Source organism: Anabaena sp. CCY 9613 (assembly GCF_963920895.1).
GTDB lineage: Bacteria > Cyanobacteriota > Cyanobacteriia > Cyanobacteriales > Nostocaceae > Cyanocohniella.
Genome location: NZ_CAWUDE010000012.1, coordinates 98,675 through 117,236 on the forward strand (window position 1 = coordinate 98,675; position 18,562 = coordinate 117,236).

The following is an 18,562-nucleotide window of genomic DNA, read 5'->3' on the forward strand; positions in this document are numbered from 1 at the left end:
TTTTGGAAAACATATTGATTGATCAAAAAAATTGACAATGCCACCATGAAGATGCTAACAATTAATATTTGTGATTGGTTAAGTGAATACTTATCCAATATTGGTCTGCTGCATAGTAGTCAACCCCAAAAATACTGGTAAACTCAAGCCCCTCAGTATAGCAGCCATACAAAAAGTAATAAATATTGAGTAACTGCACCATCACCTTGGGCGAGATTTCTGGGAAGCCTATAATCTTTATACAGGCATCCAAATTCTAAGCCTGTGCTAAAATCAGCATACCGGCACGACGCAGGTGATGGGAAAAATGCCATGTTTGAACGCTTCACAGAAAAAGCCATTAAGGTAATCATGCTGGCCCAAGAAGAGGCCCGCCGCTTAGGTCACAACTTCGTCGGAACCGAACAGATCCTCCTGGGTCTGATTGGGGAAGGTACAGGAGTCGCAGCCAAAGTGTTGAAATCAATGGGTGTCAACCTTAAAGACGCCCGCATTGAGGTAGAAAAAATCATAGGCCGGGGTTCGGGCTTTGTCGCCGTGGAAATTCCGTTTACGCCACGGGCAAAGCGTGTTCTAGAACTATCCTTAGAAGAAGCGCGCCAATTAGGGCATAACTACATTGGCACCGAGCATCTGCTGTTGGGCCTGATCCGGGAAGGGGAAGGTGTAGCAGCCAGGGTGCTAGAAAACCTCGGGGTGGATCTATCTAAGGTACGAACCCAAGTCATCCGCATGCTGGGAGAAACAGCAGAGGTTTCAGCCACTGGACAATCGGGACGCACCAAAACTCCAACCTTGGATGAATTTGGCTCAAACCTGACCCAAATGGCAACAGACAACAAGCTAGACCCAGTTGTCGGACGCGCCAAAGAAATTGAGCGGGTGATCCAAATTTTGGGTCGCCGGACTAAAAATAATCCAGTATTAATTGGTGAACCAGGGGTTGGTAAAACAGCGATCGCTGAAGGTTTAGCATCGCGTATTGCCAACAAAGATATCCCCGATATCCTGGAAGATAAGCGCGTGGTCACTCTAGATATTGGCTTGCTGGTAGCAGGAACCAAGTACCGGGGTGAATTTGAAGAACGCCTTAAGAAAATCATGGATGAAATCCGCTCTGCGGGTAACGTCATTCTGGTGATTGATGAGGTACACACCCTAATTGGTGCAGGTGCAGCGGAAGGTGCCATTGACGCAGCAAATATCCTCAAGCCAGCTTTGGCCAGAGGCGAGTTGCAGTGTATTGGCGCTACAACGTTGGACGAATACCGTAAGCACATTGAACGAGATGCAGCCTTAGAGCGACGCTTCCAGCCAGTAATGGTCGGAGAACCATCAGTGGATGAAACCATTGAAATCTTGCACGGGTTGCGCGAACGCTACGAGCAACACCACAAGTTGAAAATCTCCGACGAAGCCTTGGTAGCGGCGGCAAAATTATCTGACCGTTACATAAGCGATCGCTACCTCCCAGACAAGGCCATCGACTTAATCGATGAAGCTGGTTCTAGAGTACGTTTGATTAACTCCCAACTGCCACCCGCAGCCAAAGAGTTAGACAAAGAACTACGGCAAATCTTAAAAGAAAAAGACGACGCTGTACGCTCCCAAGACTTCGATAAAGCTGGGGAACTGCGCGATCGTGAGATGGAAATCAAAGCCGAAATCCGGGCGATCGCTCAAAGCAAGACCAATGGCTCTGGTACTGAAGGTGAAGAACCTGTAGTAGATGAAGAGGACATTGCTCACATTGTTGCTTCCTGGACTGGCGTACCGGTGAACAAACTCACCGAATCGGAATCCGAAAAGCTGCTGCACATGGAAGACACCTTGCATCAGCGGCTAATTGGTCAAGAAGATGCGGTAAAAGCAGTTTCACGGGCAATTCGTCGCGCGCGTGTTGGTTTGAAAAACCCCAATCGACCCATTGCTAGTTTTGTCTTCTCTGGGCCGACAGGTGTAGGTAAAACTGAGTTAGCGAAATCCTTGGCATCTTACTTCTTTGGTTCCGAAGAAGCAATGATCCGTTTGGATATGTCGGAGTATATGGAACGCCACACCGTCAGCAAGTTGATTGGTTCGCCTCCTGGTTATGTTGGTTATAACGAAGGCGGTCAGTTAACTGAAGCTGTACGGCGACGTCCTTATACTGTGGTGCTATTCGACGAAATCGAAAAAGCTCACCCCGACGTTTTCAACATGCTGCTGCAAATTTTGGAAGACGGTCGATTAACCGATGCCAAAGGACGCACAGTAGACTTCAAAAACACCTTGCTAATTTTGACTTCCAACATTGGTTCCAAGGTAATTGAAAAAGGCGGCGGCGGTATCGGCTTTGAATTCGCTGACGATGCTAGCGAATCCCAGTACAACCGTATTCGCTCCTTGGTGAACGAAGAACTGAAGCAATACTTCCGTCCAGAGTTCCTCAACCGTCTAGATGAAATCATCGTCTTCCGTCAGTTGAGTAAGCCAGAGGTGACACAAATTGCCGAAATCATGCTCAAAGAAGTATTTGGTCGTCTAACTGAAAAGGGTATTACCTTAGAAGTTACCGATCGCTTCAAGGATCGCTTGATTGAGGAAGGTTACAGTCCTAGCTACGGTGCAAGGCCCTTACGTCGAGCGATTATGCGCTTGTTAGAAGATAGCTTGGCAGAAGAGATTCTGTCTGGACGCATTAAAGATGGCGATACAGCCTTAGTTGATGTTGATGAAAATGGCATTGTCCAAGTTAGTTCTCAACAGCGTCGGGAATTAATGCCTCAAGGCGCTGAGTAAGATTTAAGATTTGGGGTTTAATTCTCAAATAATAAATACATAAACGGTAGGGTTATAAATGCTCTACCGTTTTTTTCAGGTAATAGGGAAATCCCCTACCCTCGTTGTAGGTTCTTGCTTGTGAGTATCTAAGGCCAGGGTGATTCTCGATAAAACAACTTTATCAGTTTCTTGGGCGATCGCCTGTTGTAAAGCAGCCTGAGCCTGGGGTGTAGCAATTTCTTGCAGAGATACTACAGCAGCGTAACGTAGTCCCCAATCCTCAGGTGTCAGCAACGCCCAAATTAGCTTTTCTTCAGTACGACGAATCATATCTGCATTTTGAGAAGTACTACCAATTAGCCCTATTCCTCGCGTAGCAATGCGGCGGACGTTTCCCTGACAGTGGTTAGCTACTGTTGTGCCTACAACCTCAGCTAACAAATCAAAAGCTCGTTCATCGCCAATTTGAGCTAATGCTTGAATAATATAAGCCTGGAATTCTTGGTCGGTAGAATGCTCATAGGCAGCAATTAAAGGATTTACACTTGCAGGTGCTAATTGCACTAATGCCACAACAGCCGCCGCACCCACCGAGGGATGATGATGGCTTAATGCGGGAATTAAAATATTGACAATTGCCGCTTCTTGTGTATCAATGGCGCCGAGGGAATTAATGAGTGCGATCGCTTGTTGAGGAGTTGAGGCGTTATTTAATTGTGCAATCAAGGACTCGATATTATGAGAGTTTAATATATTCATCACAGTTGGATTAATAAATCATCAATTGCTTGAAAAACTAACTTCGATGTTTCCTGTGTAGAAACATTACTATCCAACAATGCTTCTAAAATCCGTTTTAAATTTAATAACTTTAAACTGTTAGGAACCTGAGCCGCCAAAATCGCCTGTATAGCTTGCTGGTGTCCCACTGCACCCAAATCAAAAACAGCCGCCCAGCGTAAATACATATTCTCATGGTTGAGATTTTGGATAATGCGTTCCAGGTACTGGGGCTGCTGAGTTAAAAGATACATATATCGAGCCGCAGCACATTGCACCCGTTCCGAAGAATGTTGCAGAAATTGTTCAATCTCAGAACGAACTGACCAAACTTTTAGCGTTGCTAGTGCTTCAATTAAAGCTTCATAAGGCTGTTCTTGATCAGATTGTAAAAGATCCAGTAACGGAGTCACAGCTTTTTGGTCACCAATGGCAGCCAAGGATGCGATCGCCGCTGCTCGCAGACGCACATCTGTATCACATTCTAAGGCTGCAATTAACGCTGGTACAGCCTGGGGATTTTTCAATTGTCCTAACGCCCGCGCCGCTTGACGACGCAGAGGATATCCACCAGCAGGAATACGATATTTTTCATCAAATAGGGCTTCACACAGCGCTGTACAACCACCTTGCACCTGATGTTTCCCTAACCACCAAGCAGCATAATAACGAATTTGATTATCGTCACTCGACAACGCCGCGATGGCCGTTTCTGGAGACAGAATTGGTTCAGTCATGGAGAGTGGAGATTGGGGGGACAAGGGGATTGGGGGACAAGGTGAGACAGCGCTGCATCACCCCATCACCCCATATCTTCCTAAACGGGCGAAATTTTAGTAATCTTACCGCCGCGCTTGTGAATATCTTGGTATGTAGTAGAAAGTCGCTCGTAAGGTACGGTGTAAACTTGTCTACTACGACGGACTGCTACATTTGTATTTTGTCCACCTGCGATCGCTTCAATGACGAACATCCGACTGTCTCCCCGGAGTGAAGAACTAACTAATGTCGGTGCCAATGATGCAAATTTAGCAGTTGCTGAGGTCGGTGGCAAAATCCCGTTAGCCAAATTCAAGGAAATTTTTGACCGTAAGCGAGAATTTTTACCGCCCATTTGCGCGTTATCACTGTTACCACGACCACGATACAGCTCGAATATGCGATTAAATCCTACAGTTTTCATTCCCGGAATTGATTGAAATCCCCGGTAATAAGGAACGACAGAAGTACCAAAACTATTTTCGTATTCTGGGCTGTAAATGTAAGACTCAATATCAGCATCGTAACCACGAGAGGCATACATATCTACGTGGTAAGCAATTTCTGATTGATCGTAGGGCGCACGTCCTAGTAAGTGCTTGTAGTTCAATTCAATGAAACGCACCTGGGAGTTTTTGTAAAAAAAGCATTCTTTGTAAAATTCAGATTTTGCTAAAATCTCCACAAATTGCTGCACACTAATTCTACCGTTGCGTAATAAAGCTTCGGCACTAGTGAACTTTTGGCTAGCATAAATTCCTTGACGACCAAAAATCTGGTCATAAGCAGCCCGAAATACTAGTTGTAACTCTTCTTCAGTCCAATTGGGACGCAGTTCAACTTTTTTGCCTATCTCATCTCTAATTCCTAGCCGTTCTGCGACTGAAATACTCATTTTGCCAATCGTTCCTTTGCAAATTTAGTTTGTAAATAAATTTGGGTCTTTGGCAGTAGATAAATGTGACAATTAAGAAGATAAATAGCCAATAATCAGATAATTCATAGTAGCCATGAGGGCTATAGCTACTAAAAATATTGATTTCGCTAATCTACTTATTTGCCCCTGAATCTATTTCCCAAGACCCAAAAGTGTTTTCTTAGCTCAATGCGTTAATTGCATAATTAAGATAGGTGTTGGCTTCACCAGCAACATCACCATTTAGCCCATGATTGTCACGCACAAATTCCAGGGCTGCTACGTACCAACTAGGAGATAAACCCAAGGCACTGTTGAGTTCGCTCAAGCCAGCAACTACATATTCATCTAAAGGGCCAGTACCGCCAACAACACAACAGTAACTGATGGTGCGGAGGTAGTGGTCAATATCTCTTACACACTTGGATTTGCCTTCTGGAGTGGAGGCATATTGAGGCCCCTTCATTTGGGTGGTGTAAGGGAATTTTTGATAGACGTGATTTGCTGCTGCTTCTGCCCATTTTTTGCCATTATTAGAAAAAGCTTTAGCAGCTTCTAAACCTGCACCGGCACGGTTGAAACGACCAAAAACCGCTTGCATTTCGGTGTTACTTAGATAAGAACCGCGAATATCGGCAGTGGCGATCGCTTCAGTCAAAGGTGTTTTCATGATTCTCTTAATCTCCGGATTTTTTAACTAAACTACTAACAATCAGCTGGAAAAATTACAAGCAAAATATGTTTATTAAACAACAGCAGAAGCAGCACGATCAAAATAGCTGGCTACTTCAGACATTAGTTGGCTACAATCTCCTTTGGTAATCCCATTGGCATCGTTAGCAATATTAATTGCTGCTTCTTTCATTTTTTCAATTCCTGAAGCCACTGCATCACCAGGAGTACCCAAAGCTTGATAGGTTTCACGTAGACCATTCAAGCAACGATCATCCATAACACTGGCATCACCTGCTAACACTGAATAGGTGACATAACGCAGAATAAATCCTAAATCACGCAAACAAGCAGCCTGATTGCGGTTATGGAAGCAAGCACCACCAGCGTTAAATATTTGAGGACGTTCAGCAACTAGGGCACGATAAGCATTAGACACTATCGAGGAAGCATTACTAGTAAGTCTATTGACCACATCTAAGCGTTTATTACTATCAGCAATAATTGCGGATAATCCATTAATTTCATCACCACTGAGGTAAGAACCTTTTCTGTCAGCTTGTTCAACTACTTTAGAAAAAGCGTCAAGCATTGTAAATTTCTCCTCAAAATTATTGCAGCTTTTTATCTAGGTCAAATGCAATTAATTATTCAAGACAAAAATCCAATACAAAATATGGCAAAAACTCCACATGCAATATGGAAAAAATGCCTTGTGTATAGCGAATAATTACGGGCAAAATTACAGATTTTTGCTCGATTTCTAATTGCTTTTAAAACCTTGTTCGTATTTTATATATCGCTTGAGTCGGTTTTTTATAAAGTTTTGTAAAATAGTATTAAAGCATACATATTTGGGGAAAACTTCTTATCCCATAAAGCTTATAAGCATTTTCCTTAACTAATATATTTACAATCAAATATTTTCCTTAATATTACTTTAGATATTCTCATTTTCACTTTTAGGTTTCGTATCAAATACAGCTTATACCTAGTTATTTACTGGCAATAAACCTCTGTAACCAAGTAACTCTGAAAATTTATTTCCCCAAAAAATGTGATCTATGTAACCAAATAAGATTTTTATTGACTAAATAAAAATAATTATCATCTTGATGCCAAATAGCTATAAAAATTTCTTAATACCCACTTAAAATCCTAGTTCATCAACATTACATGGACAATTACTCCTATTTATGGCAATTATCATGCAAAATCTATGCGTAATGTTTTGTAAACTTAAGTAAAGAAGACGTTGAAAAAAATTTTTTAAATTTTGATTTCTGCAAGCCGCACACTCGTGACTAGAAGTCATTCCTTAGGCACTCCATATTCTGTATCCTGTTAAAATTAGCGGATAGCGAAAACCAAGCTAAACTGAACCACGACAACTAAAGATATAGGGTTCTACTCAAAAATAGATACTTTTGTACCGATCCTTTACCTTTATTGCCGTTCCCAGTGTAGATATGGATGGCATACATGAGCCAATTATGGGTTTATTGATGCATGGTAAAAACTAGATATGAATTTCTAAAGCTTTAACTGAATTTTATTCACTAAATCATTAAAAGGTTGCCAGTTATCTTCCTGAGCAATAGGTTCCCAAATCGATTCTATTACTGGTCTTAACAAAACTGTTTGGGGATTTTGTTTAGCTAGAGTTTGGGAAATTATATCCATTTGCTCAGGGTTAAAATCATTCAAAATTTTATGATAAAGTACACACCAGTTATCAAAAAGATTTGACATACCTAATGCTGGTGCAATGTGGGAATTATTCATTACCAGTCCTGGCTCATCGCGCCATTTCGGTGAAAAAGTCTGCGCCATTTCCGAAAAAAACTGATGATAACCAACTTGGCTATCTTGTAAAAATTGCATAGTTAATTTTAAAAGCTCATCGGCTTCAGGAAATTCTAATTGCTCAAAACCTAATTTCTTCAACATCAATGAGCGATATTCAGCCAGATAATACTTATTAAATCTGCCTAACGCTACTTCCATTTCTGTTTTATCAATAATTGCCTTTAATGGTTCTTGCAACAGTTCTAAATTCAATTGGCAAATACTTGGTTGATGACTATAACAATAACGACTATAGTAGTCAAAATAAGCAGCTGTAAAATATGGATCATAAGTAGGAATAAAAGCATAAGGCCCATAATCAAAGCTTTCCCCAGTAATTGACATATTGTCAGTATTGAGAACAGCGTGACAAAAACCAGCCGCCATCCATTGGGCTACTAATTCGGCTACTCGTTGGACTAATTCAGCATAAAATAAAACATATTGATCCGGTTTTCCGATTAAATGGCGATAATAATATTCAATTACATGGTCTAAAAGTTTTTGAATTAAATCTGGTCTTTGGAAATAATGCAAGCGCTCAAAAGTTCCAAAGCGAATATGGGAACTATTCACCCTGACCATAACAGACGAACGTGTAGGTGAAGGTTCATCACCCCGCCACAAAGATAAACCAGTTTCAATCATGGTCAAACAACGGGAAGTCTTTACCCCCAATTGATGCAATGCTTCTGCTGCTAAAACTTCTCGTAATCCACCTTTGAGTGTCAACATTCCATCGCCACCACGAGAGTAGGGTGTTCTACCAGAACCTTTGGTGCCAAAGTCGTACAACTCGCCATCGGTAGCGCGTACTTGTCCATAGAGAAAACCCCGGCCATCACCCAAGTTAGGATTATATTCACCAAATTGGTAGCCATGATAGCGCAGTGCCAACAATGGCTGGCGTCCCTGAAATTTGCCAAATGCGTTAATGAAATCTGCATCTGTCACTGCTTTGGCATTTAGTCCTAAAAGGGGTAATAGTGAGTCGTTGCGCCACCGGAGGATATGTTGGGGAAAATCTGCCGCTACTACCTCGTCATAGTAATCATTACCTAAAGATTCCAAAGCAGGTTCATAGTTGAGGCGCAGAAACGGATTGAGAGAATTTTCGTTGTCAGGAGTGTCAGTCAGATTCATTACAGGCAAAGCTAATTTATCTCCCTTTCATCCTACCGCTGCCAGGATGTCAATGTGAATTACCTCCTGATGCTGATGCACAACTGCAATTTTTGGGTTCTAACTGATAACTTTTTAGTGCAGAAATTCAAGTTAATGGTGAATCATTGCGTGTGAAAACGGTGCAAATTGCTGTAGGTAATGGTCGCTATTATGGTGGGGGGATGGCAGTAGTTCATGATGCTACTATTGATGATCAAAGACTAGATATTTATAGTGTCGAGATAAAACATTGGTGGCAAATTATTCCTTTATTGCCTGCAATGCGACAAGGAAAACACATTCATTCTCTGGATGTACGCACTATCCAATCACAAGAAATTCAGCTTAATACTCGTAAACCATATCCTGTGAACACCGATGGTGAAATTACAACTTATACCCCTGCCCAATTTCGAGTTATTCCCCAGGCTATAGCTGTATTAGTCCCGCCAGTTGAAATAATTGAATTAGGAAACTGAGAATTATTCACCCAAATATGAATTTGATTATCTAGAATAGTGGTGATGGTATTAGTATAGTTCAGGAAAGCTGAGTATTTTGGCCAATCACATCAAATCACGCCAAATGCATGTGAGATTTTCTCAAGAAATTAAATTCTTATTGCAACGCTTGGCTGAACAGCCCTTAACTATAGGTGATATTCTAGCTGAAACCTCTGAACGTGGTTTTAGCTTAGTTATTACATTATTAGTCTTACCTTTTTTGTTTCCCACGCCGCCAGGATTAACAGGGCCGTTTGGTGCTGCTTGTTTGATATTATCAGTACAAATGGCATTAGGCAGGCGATCGCCTTGGTTACCTAAAAGAATTGCTAACTACAAATTTCCGCGGGCTGTTACCGAATTACTTTTACAAAATCTCCGGCGCTTAACGAAAATAGTCGAGAAAATAGCCCGTCCTCGTTTTTTCAAAATAGCCCGTCATCCTTTGGCTTGGCGAATCAATGGGTTATGTATCTCTTGGTTGGCTATATTACTTATGTCACCAATTCCTTTTACCAATCCCTTCCCCACTATAGGGATTTTATTTTTGGCAATTGCCACTATTGAAGCTGACGGTTTATTAATTTGTGTTAGTTACTTAATTACTGTCTTAATTACTTTATTATTTGTGTTTATTGCTTATGGACTGTGGATGGCTCCTGGTTGGCTGCCATCTATATTTAGGTAACTTTTACGGCGATTTTTTCTTAATTATTAAGACAATCTATGATTTTTGTGACAAATTTGTTGTCAAAAAAAAAGATATGTATGATGATTTGGGAATTTTAAATTATGGCAGGAAATATCAATATTTAAAACTTGATACTGCTTTAGAAACTAAATTATAGTAGATACTTTGAGTAATAAAATATGCTGACAAACAGCAACAATTGATACAAGTTAAATTTTCCGGAATATCATCTTCATTACAACTTTAAAAATTATTTCCAGCGACAATGGGTGCAGAAAAAGAATACTAAAAATTTGCGCTCGGAGACGAATAAAATAATGGTAGCGATGTCTACGACCGGCAATGCCCACCCAGAGAACGTACAGCATCGACTGACAATACAGACTGTAGAAATTGCCCCTAACACAACGGCGATTCGCTCTCTTGACTGGGATCGCGATCGCTTCGATATCGAATTCGGACTGCAAAACGGTACGACTTACAATTCCTATTTAATTAGGGGCGAGCAAACAGTTTTAATTGATACTTCTCACCAGAAGTTTCGTCAGCAGTATTTAGACACACTCAAAAGTATTGTCAACCCCAAGACAATTGATTACATAATTGTTAGCCACACAGAACCAGACCATAGCGGCTTAGTGGAAGATGTGTTGCAGTTAGCACCTAGAGCTACTGTATTGGCATCGAAAATTGCCCTGCAATTCTTAGAAGGTTTGGTACACGAGCCATTTTCCAAGCGGATTGTCAAAAGTGGCGATCGCATCGATATTGGCAAAGGACACGAAATTGAATTTGTGAGTGCGCCTAACTTGCACTGGCCAGATACCATCTTCAGCTATGACCGCAAAACCCAAACCATTTTCACCTGTGATGCTTTTGGGATGCACTTCTGTGACGATCGCACCTTTGATGAAGACTTAGAAGCCATCGAAGCCGACTTTAGATTTTACTATGACTGTCTCATGGGGCCCAATGCGCGTTCTTTGTTGAACGCCATGAAGAGAATGGGCGATCTCGGAAAAATTAACATAATCGCTAACGGTCACGGGCCTCTACTACACCATCATCTAGATGTACTCACCGAGTGCTACCACACTTGGAGCCAAAGACAAGCCAAAACAGAAACCACCGTCGGCTTGTTTTACGTTTCCGAGTATGGATATGGCGATCAACTCGGTATGGCCATCGCTGAAGGTATCCAAAAAACAGGGGTAGGCATAGAAGTCATTGACCTCAGCACCGCCGAACCCCAAGAAATTCAAGAACTAGCAGGGAGAGCCACCGGCGTAATTATTGGGATGCCCCCATCTACTGCGGTGGCGGCCCAAGCTGGTATCAGTTCATTGTTATCAGTTGTTAAAGACAAGCAACTGGTAGGCTTATTTGAATGTTACGGCGGCGATGATGAACCCGTAGACACCCTGCGGCGGAAATTTATCGACTTGGGTGTCAAAGAAGCCTTCCCTGCAATTCGCATTAAAGAAGTTCCCACCGCCAGCACATTCCAACTGTGCCAAGAAGCGGGTACAGACTTGGGACAATTGCTGATGCGCGAACGTAACATCAAGCAAATCAAGTCCCTTGATGTCAATCTAGAAAAAGCCTTGGGGCGGATTAGCAACGGACTATACATTGTCACCACCCAAAAAGGTGATGTTAAAAGCGCCATGCTAGCTTCCTGGGTAGCCCAAGCAAGTCTGCAACCATTAGGATTCACAATTGCTGTGGCCAAAGACCGCGCCATTGATTCTTTGATGCAAGTAGGCGATCGCTTTGTCCTCAATGTCTTAGAAGAAGGCAATTATCAAGAACTGAAAAAGCAATTTCTCAAGCGCTTGCATCCCGGCGCTGACAGATTTACCGGAGTCAAAACCCAAACCGCCAAAAACGGTTCTCCTATTCTCACAGACGCTCTAGCATACATGGAATGTGAAGTCCAAAGCAGCATGGAGTGTAGCGATCACTGGCTTTTATACTGCACCGTTGATGAAGGTCGAGTTTCTAAAGCCGATGCACTCACAGCAGTGCGCCATCGCAAAGTCGGTAATTACTACTAATGGAGACTGGGGATCGGGGACTAGGTAAAGTCTCTCCCATCCCCCCATCTCCGCATCTCCACACTCCACATCTTCCACACATGAGCTTCCTGAATCGCTTCATTCAATCTGCTAAAAACTGGGCAACATCTACCCGGTTTTTCCATTTTTTCTCCACATTTGGCCAAAAATCTATGAGCAATTCCAAACCCCGTGACGTACAAGTTCTCCCCATCGCTACAAATACAAAATTCATTAGAGCGCGTAGTTGGTCACGTCTGCGGTTTGAAATTGAATATGCACTAGAAAGAGGTACTACCTCTAATTGCTATTTAATTGAAGGTGATAAAACCGCAATTATTGACCCACCCGCTGAAACTTTTACTGAACTTTACTTAGAGGGGTTGCAGCAAACCATCAACTTGAAAAAGTTGGATTATGTAATTTTGGGTCATTTTAGTCCCAATCGCGTACCGACTTTCAAGAAACTTCTAGAATTAGCACCACAGTTGACTTTTGTTTGTTCTCTTCCTGGTGCAGCTAATTTGCGTAATGCTTTTCCAGATGACGCACTGCAAATTTTAGTCATGCGCGGGAAGGAAACTTTAGATTTAGGTAAGGGTCACGTTTTAAAATTTTTGCCTATTCCCAGTCCCCGTTGGCCAGAAGGACTTTGTACCTACGACAAGCAAACCCAAATTCTCTACACAGATAAGTTATTCGGCTCTCATATCTGTGGCGATGATGTGTTTGATGACAATTGGGAAGTATTGAAAGAAGACCAGCGCTACTACTACAACTGTCTGATGGCTCCCCAAGCTACGCACGTAGAAGCCGCTTTGGAAAAAATTTCCGATTTGCAGGTGAGAATGTATGCGGTTGGTCACGGGCCGTTGGTACGTACAGGTTTAATCGAACTTACCAAAGCTTACGGAGAATGGAGTCGCGCTCAAAAGGATCGGGAGATATCTGTAGCGCTACTTTATGCCTCAGCTTATGGAAATACAGCCATCTTGGCTCAGGCGATGGCTTTGGGATTGACTAAAGGTGGGGTTGCAGTACAATCAATTAACTGTGAATTTGCTACCCCTGATGACATTCGCGCTGCTGTGGAACAGTCAGATGGCTTTGTCATTGGTTCTCCCACCATCGGTGGTCATGCACCGACTCCCATTCATACAGCTTTGGGTATTGTGCTGACAGTGGGTGATAGCAGTAAACTCGCAGGTGTTTTCGGTTCCTACGGCTGGAGTGGCGAAGCATTTGATTTAATTGAAGGTAAACTGCGGGATGCTGGCTATCGTTTTGGGTTTGATACCCTCAAAGTCAAGTTTAAACCCGATGATGTCACGCTCAAGTTCTGTGAAGAAGTTGGCACAGACTTTGCTCAAAACTTAAGAAAAGCTAAAAAGGTTCGCCTACCTCAACAATCTGCTACTCCTATGGAACAAGCTGTAGGTCGGATTGTTGGTTCAGTTTGCGTAGTCTCAGCTAAACAAGGTGATGTATCTACTGGAATGCTTGGTGCTTGGGTATCTCAAGCCACATTTAATCCGCCTGGGTTGACAGTTGCGATCGCCAAAGACCGAGCCATAGAATCTTTGATGTATCCAGGTGGTAAATTTGCCCTGAATGTCTTGGAGGAAGGCAATCATCTAGAGTACGTGAAGCATTTCCGCAAAAGTTTTGTGCCTGGAGAAGATAGATTTGCCAACTTTAGCACCACAGTCGCAGACAACGGCTGTACTATTCTCACTGATGCCATAGCATATGTTGAATGTTCAGTCAATCAACGTATGGAATGTGGTGATCACTGGGTAGTTTATGCAACTGTTGACAACGGTAAATTAATCAAACCTGATGCCGTTACTGCCATCAACCACCGTAAAACGGGCACTCATTATTAAAGAGTTAATTGATATTAATTAGCAGTTATCTTGCTGATTTTTCATTACCCTGCTGCGTATAGCTACGGTGTACACACAAATAGAAAGGAAAATTTCACCTCGCTTGTTTTTAACTGGTAGTGGACTGACAAGCCTAAAATGATGTGATAAATATAACTCTTGTAGTGCGGGCATTTTGCCTGCACCGGACGGGCAAGACTACAAGATAAATTTAATGCACATTTTAGCTGAAACAGTCCAGTAGGGTGCGTTGCGTTGGGCTACTTGTGAAAAATTTGGGATGATTAGATCATTTGTGTGTACACCGTAGGCACCGTATAGGGATGAAAACTTGGAGACTCTGCCTTTGATTATGAGGCTTTTGGTTGAGAAATCATCCCTATTTCTGACCCAACGCAATGTGTTTCTTGCGAGTTAAATCTGATTGCCAAAATTTTTTATAGACTCTAGAAGATAAGCAAGCTATAACTACAATAGTATTTTTAACTAGGAACTTTTAGCATTATACTCAGTCTAGCAAATCTGGCAGAAATATTTAGGTAAAATTCCGCAATTGCCACCAAGACAACTGAATATGTATCATGTCATCTTTAACTAGGAAATAAGTATCTGGCAGTTCTCACACAACATGCCAACTACTCTGCCGTAACGCTTTTATACATTTTGTTCCTCCTATGTCCGCACAAAACAACAAGATTAAATTTCCTTTTTGGCAGTATCTGAACCAACCCTTGTTTAGCCGTGATTCTCAATTAGAATTGAATCCCCGTCGCTTCGCCTATAGCTGGCGAATTGGGCTTCTAGAACGATGCTTGAATAAAGAGTGTGATGCTAAAGGGCCTCAACAGTATTAATCCATTTTGCGGGTTATAGATGACAGGAACACTATTCTAGGGGCATGGCATGTAAATGTATGTCCCGTGTTTCTCATGATGTGAGGTAGTGTTGAAACCATTGGCTGGCTAATCGTGCTACTTCTTCCAGGGCGCCAGGCTCACCAAATTGGTGAGTTGCTCCTGGAATAATTTCGATTTTTTTGTTTTTTGCGGGCATTTGTGCTAAAAAATCCTCCTTCATGGCAATTATGGGCAGGCCGTTCCCACCAACAATGAGCAAGGTTGGGGTTTGGAGATCAGACAGTGCTTCACTAACTAAATCTGTTTGCCCACTGCGCGCTACAATTGCTTTGATTGCCAACAGACGTATTATGGCTGCTGCACTACCGCCAGTATCTGTACCACAATAGCCGATATTGAGATGGTGGATTATGGGGCTTTGTAATAGCCAGTAACTATTTGCTCATTAATATTAAATAATAGTTTGTGATTCATAATTCTCTACCTAGGGGCTATTTTTCTGGCTGCGCGGAAGTCAAAAAGCTAATTCTATAGGCTTTGGTTTTTCATTATATGCAAATTAAATTTGCATGAGCTGAGTAGGTAGGGAATAGGAGGATGAATGAGGGATAATAAAAAATGAGCATTAGTTGAGCATAAGAATTAAAGTATAAAATACTACTAAAAATAGATGCTTAAACACAAGAAATAATACTTTTAAACATTGTTTGAGCATTTATGTAAGCAAAATGGCTGAAGGTGTTGATTTTGAGAAATTTAGCGGTTCACTGCATAAATCCTGACTGTCAACGTCCTTATCCTCAGCCTTGGGGAAACAAGTTTTGTAACAGTTGTGGCGCTCTGCTACATCTGCTAGATCGTTATACCCCTATCCAACCCTTAGGCTCGGGAGGGTTCGCCCAAATTTATACGGTTTGGGATGAAAAAACTCAAACGGAAAAAGTATTGAAAGTTTTGGTGGAACATACACCAAAAGCATTGGAGTTGTTTACACAAGAAGCAGCAGTTTTAAGGGACTTGCAGCATCCAGGTGTTCCTAGAGTGGAATCGGATGGTTATTTTCAGGTGAATATGCCCGGTGTCAAACCACATCCATTAGCTTGTTTGGTAATGGAAAAAATTAACGGGCCAACTCTAGAAGAGATACTAAAAAAGTATCCCCAAGGATGTCCAGAAAATTTGGTGTTAACCTGGTTTATTCAAACTGTAAAGATTCTACAAGAATTGCACAAACGCCAAATTATTCACCGGGATATCAAACCTTCTAATTTGATGTTGCGGACTTTTTCGTCAACTGTACCCTTAACTCCAGGCGCAACTAAGGGAGAACTAGTACTGATAGATTTTGGTGGGGTAAAGCAATTTAATGCCGCAATGCTACGTCGAGAGTCTAGTTCAACTAGGTTATATTCTTCTGGCTACAGCCCACCAGAACAAATCTCAGGTAGTAATGTGGGGCCAGCCGTTGATTTTTATGCTCTCGGTCGGACGATGATTGAATTACTCACAGGCAAATATCCACCGGAGTTGGAAGATCCCCACACTGGGGTTTTGCGTTGGCGAAATCAGGTGAACGTTAATCCACAACTGGCAGATTTACTAGATGAGATGGTACAGGAGGATGTGCGATCGCGTCCAGCTAATGCGGCAATTATTCAAAAACGTTTGACTAAAATTACCCGCAAATCTTTGCACCCAGGTTTATTTTCCCAACTCAAAGACTCTGTTGGGCAAGCTGTCACCCAAGTTGGTAGCCAATTTACATGTTTAATCCAAGCTATTGAGCAAGCATTAGACAATTTGACCCAAGCTATAGGTAAAACAGTTCTTTTTATAGCTCAGACAATTCTCAAAGTCTTACAAGCTTGTCTGGCAACACTTTGGGCTATGCTGCTAACTGGTATTGGCGCTTGTGTAGGTACGATTATTGGGTTTATTGTGGCGTATCGCACAATCTTAGGCGATCAAGTTTCCGAATATATTTTTAGGCAGCTACCCGAATTAGTCACCAATACTCAAACTGTCGTCGCCTCAGAGATGATGGTATTTGCCGCCGCAGGTTTAGGAACTGCATGGGGACTGACGGTATCAGGGTGTTTTGGTCAGCGGCGAAGGTTTGTAGTAGCGTCCCTCATGGGCATGATCAGTTATGGGTTGAGCTGGTTGATTTTACAATTAGTCTCATCAAAAGATAGTAGCGAAGGTCTGTTGGGAGTAATTTTAGTTGCCGTTTCTTTGTTGACGTTGAGTATTGGTTTTCGCAGCCATCATATAGTTCATGCTGTAGTCGCAGCCCTTGGGACTGCGATTATTTTTGCAATTTTCATCGTTTTGGGATTTCCCACTACTGTCTTACAATTTTCTAGCCAGCCCCTTTGGTCAGCATTATCCCCACCCATTGTGTTTTTTAGTTTGGTGGCTATCTTCATGAGCTTTTGGCTAGGGGTGAGTTATTACCTAATTGTTCCAGGATTAAAATTTTTGGGGTGGCGGTAGACGGGGAGTTGGTGAGATGGAGAAAATTTCTAGTCCCTAGCCTCTAGCCCTATCCCCAAAAACAAGATCCCCCTAGCTGCTTTTTGCTTTTCAACTAGGGGGATCACATATGTGGTAGTCTATAAATGATTCTGTATAGTTCCTTACGCTACTGATTGTAGATCCTAGATTTGAGTTTGTGTAGTCTTATAACTAGAATTTATAGGATTTTCATAGCATCTTCATCAGCACTTCATCACCTGTTAATTACTGAAAACTTTGTAAATATTGCGTATATATTTGTGTATTGTATTAAGTATTGCATCACTGGTCATCTTGAAAATATACGTAAAAATATGAATTTAAAAATTGTTGCTGGCATTGCTGTGTTGGCTTGTTTCGGCCTGGTAGACGCAGCTGTAGCATTTAATCAGCAAGACCTGGAGAATCTCAAGGCCAATGGTGCTTGTCCCAGGTGTAATTTAATGGGCGCTGATTTAACTCGTGTGAATCTAGTAAGGGCAAATCTGCGAGAAGCTAACTTGACGGGTGCTATTTTATCGGAAGCAAATCTGGCCAATGCAGATCTGACTGGTGCCAATTTAGAAGGTGCGGTTTTAAATTCGGCGAACCTCTCTGGTGCTTCCTTGACGGGCAGCAATTTAAAATCAGCATCATTGGAAAATGCTGATTTGTCTTCGGCTGGTTTTATGAGCGCTAATTTAGAAGCAGCTAACTTAAGAGGTTCTAGAATACAATTCACAAATTTTAGAGGCGCACATTTCCAACTAACAACTCTAGCTAATGGAGTCGTCAGTTCTGATAAGTCTTATGACTGGTCTTTAGATCGGGCGACTGTTAGCCAATGTATCAGGTTCCGAACTGCAAATGTTCCTGGGTCAACTTGCTATAACTCAGATGTCGCACCGGCTCAATCTTCCGTCCAGCAATAAGTGATATTTTGGGTCAATTCTTCTCTAACGTGAGTTCGATGAACCTTTCCCCAACCCCTCTTTGACGCACAGAGGGGCAAAAATATTCTGAATTACCAACGAAAAATTCAGCTTTTAAAGCCTCTTGACTTCCGTGCAGCGGTAGCAGGGGTACTCGCCTCTAGCTGTGGAGCAAAAGCATTTTGTTTTTGAACACTTATTTATCATGGGAACAAAGCCTGTAAGATAAAATTGAGTA

General features: G+C 42.0%; 13 protein-coding genes and 1 pseudogene. 7 read left to right on the forward strand and 7 right to left on the reverse strand.

From position 1 onward, the window contains the following. The first annotated feature begins 312 nt into the window (after positions 1-312). On the forward strand, positions 313-2,781 hold the full coding sequence (locus ACM0OT_RS15500) for an ATP-dependent Clp protease ATP-binding subunit (protein ID WP_414565247.1): 2,469 nt from the start codon (positions 313-315) through the stop codon (positions 2,779-2,781). A gap of 75 nt (positions 2,782-2,856) precedes the next feature. On the opposite strand, the gene ACM0OT_RS15505 is transcribed toward ACM0OT_RS15500, so the two are convergent. From ACM0OT_RS15505 to ACM0OT_RS15530, 6 genes are all read right to left on the reverse strand, one after another. Then, positions 2,857-3,522, reverse strand: coding sequence for a HEAT repeat domain-containing protein (locus ACM0OT_RS15505; protein WP_414565248.1), 666 nt, complete (start codon positions 3,520-3,522; stop codon positions 2,857-2,859). Continuing rightward, a complete protein-coding gene (locus ACM0OT_RS15510) occupies positions 3,522-4,280 on the reverse strand; it encodes a HEAT repeat domain-containing protein (protein ID WP_414565250.1) in 759 nt (252 codons plus the stop codon). Before ACM0OT_RS15510 ends, ACM0OT_RS15505 begins: the two co-directional genes overlap by 1 nt. 80 nt (positions 4,281-4,360) lie before the next feature. Further along, positions 4,361-5,197 (reverse strand): phycobilisome rod-core linker polypeptide, encoded by an 837-nt coding sequence (locus ACM0OT_RS15515; RefSeq protein WP_414565251.1) that lies wholly within the window; start codon positions 5,195-5,197, stop codon positions 4,361-4,363. Positions 5,198-5,399: 202 nt separating this feature from the next. After that, complete coding sequence (locus ACM0OT_RS15520) at positions 5,400-5,888, reverse strand: phycocyanin alpha subunit (RefSeq protein WP_414544253.1); 489 nt, start codon at positions 5,886-5,888, stop codon at positions 5,400-5,402. A gap of 75 nt (positions 5,889-5,963) precedes the next feature. Beyond that, positions 5,964-6,482: a phycocyanin subunit beta gene (locus ACM0OT_RS15525; protein WP_414544254.1), complete on the reverse strand. Its 519-nt coding sequence runs from the start codon at positions 6,480-6,482 to the stop codon at positions 5,964-5,966. Between the two features lie 941 nt (positions 6,483-7,423). Next, a complete protein-coding gene (locus tag ACM0OT_RS15530) occupies positions 7,424-8,881 on the reverse strand; it encodes a protein adenylyltransferase SelO (protein WP_414565252.1) in 1,458 nt (485 codons plus the stop codon). A 113-nt stretch (positions 8,882-8,994) separates the two neighbouring features. On the opposite strand from ACM0OT_RS15530, the pseudogene ACM0OT_RS15535 reads away from it, so the two are divergent. The 4 genes and pseudogenes from ACM0OT_RS15535 to ACM0OT_RS15550 all read left to right on the forward strand — a co-directional run. Beyond that, a pseudogene (locus ACM0OT_RS15535) lies at positions 8,995-9,381 on the forward strand (lipid kinase); the annotation flags it as partial. 106 nt (positions 9,382-9,487) lie between these two features. Beyond that, positions 9,488-10,093, forward strand: coding sequence for an exopolysaccharide biosynthesis protein (locus ACM0OT_RS15540; protein WP_414565332.1), 606 nt, complete (start codon positions 9,488-9,490; stop codon positions 10,091-10,093). Between the two features lie 320 nt (positions 10,094-10,413). Next, positions 10,414-12,153: a diflavin flavoprotein gene (locus ACM0OT_RS15545; protein ID WP_414565253.1), complete on the forward strand. Its 1,740-nt coding sequence runs from the start codon at positions 10,414-10,416 to the stop codon at positions 12,151-12,153. A gap of 173 nt (positions 12,154-12,326) precedes the next feature. Further along, entirely contained in the window at positions 12,327-14,039 is a 1,713-nt protein-coding gene (locus ACM0OT_RS15550; protein WP_414565254.1) for a diflavin flavoprotein, read from the forward strand. A 927-nt stretch (positions 14,040-14,966) separates the two neighbouring features. On the opposite strand, the gene ACM0OT_RS15555 is transcribed toward ACM0OT_RS15550, so the two are convergent. Continuing rightward, positions 14,967-15,236, reverse strand: coding sequence for a hypothetical protein (locus ACM0OT_RS15555; RefSeq protein ID WP_414565255.1), 270 nt, complete (start codon positions 15,234-15,236; stop codon positions 14,967-14,969). A gap of 398 nt (positions 15,237-15,634) precedes the next feature. On the opposite strand from ACM0OT_RS15555, the gene ACM0OT_RS15560 reads away from it, so the two are divergent. After that, complete coding sequence (locus tag ACM0OT_RS15560) at positions 15,635-17,392, forward strand: protein kinase domain-containing protein (protein ID WP_414565256.1); 1,758 nt, start codon at positions 15,635-15,637, stop codon at positions 17,390-17,392. 335 nt (positions 17,393-17,727) lie between these two features. Then, positions 17,728-18,324: a pentapeptide repeat-containing protein gene (locus ACM0OT_RS15565; protein ID WP_414565257.1), complete on the forward strand. Its 597-nt coding sequence runs from the start codon at positions 17,728-17,730 to the stop codon at positions 18,322-18,324. Positions 18,325-18,562: the final 238 nt, after the last annotated feature.

Excerpts from the sequence above, each read along its gene's own strand:
- ACM0OT_RS15545 (WP_414565253.1), top strand. The coding sequence starts at position 10,414 with ATGGTAGCGATGTCTACGACCGGCAATGCCCACCCAGAGAACGTACAG.
- ACM0OT_RS15550 (WP_414565254.1), top strand. The coding sequence starts at position 12,327 with ATGAGCAATTCCAAACCCCGTGACGTACAAGTTCTCCCCATCGCTACA.
- ACM0OT_RS15530 (WP_414565252.1), bottom strand. The coding sequence starts at position 8,881 with ATGAATCTGACTGACACTCCTGACAACGAAAATTCTCTCAATCCGTTT.
- ACM0OT_RS15500 (WP_414565247.1), top strand. The coding sequence starts at position 313 with ATGTTTGAACGCTTCACAGAAAAAGCCATTAAGGTAATCATGCTGGCC.
- ACM0OT_RS15510 (WP_414565250.1), bottom strand. The coding sequence starts at position 4,280 with ATGACTGAACCAATTCTGTCTCCAGAAACGGCCATCGCGGCGTTGTCG.
- ACM0OT_RS15515 (WP_414565251.1), bottom strand. The coding sequence starts at position 5,197 with ATGAGTATTTCAGTCGCAGAACGGCTAGGAATTAGAGATGAGATAGGC.
- ACM0OT_RS15505 (WP_414565248.1), bottom strand. The coding sequence starts at position 3,522 with ATGAATATATTAAACTCTCATAATATCGAGTCCTTGATTGCACAATTA.
- ACM0OT_RS15565 (WP_414565257.1), top strand. The coding sequence starts at position 17,728 with ATGAATTTAAAAATTGTTGCTGGCATTGCTGTGTTGGCTTGTTTCGGC.
- ACM0OT_RS15540 (WP_414565332.1), top strand. The coding sequence starts at position 9,488 with ATGCATGTGAGATTTTCTCAAGAAATTAAATTCTTATTGCAACGCTTG.
- ACM0OT_RS15520 (WP_414544253.1), bottom strand. The coding sequence starts at position 5,888 with ATGAAAACACCTTTGACTGAAGCGATCGCCACTGCCGATATTCGCGGT.
- ACM0OT_RS15525 (WP_414544254.1), bottom strand. The coding sequence starts at position 6,482 with ATGCTTGACGCTTTTTCTAAAGTAGTTGAACAAGCTGACAGAAAAGGT.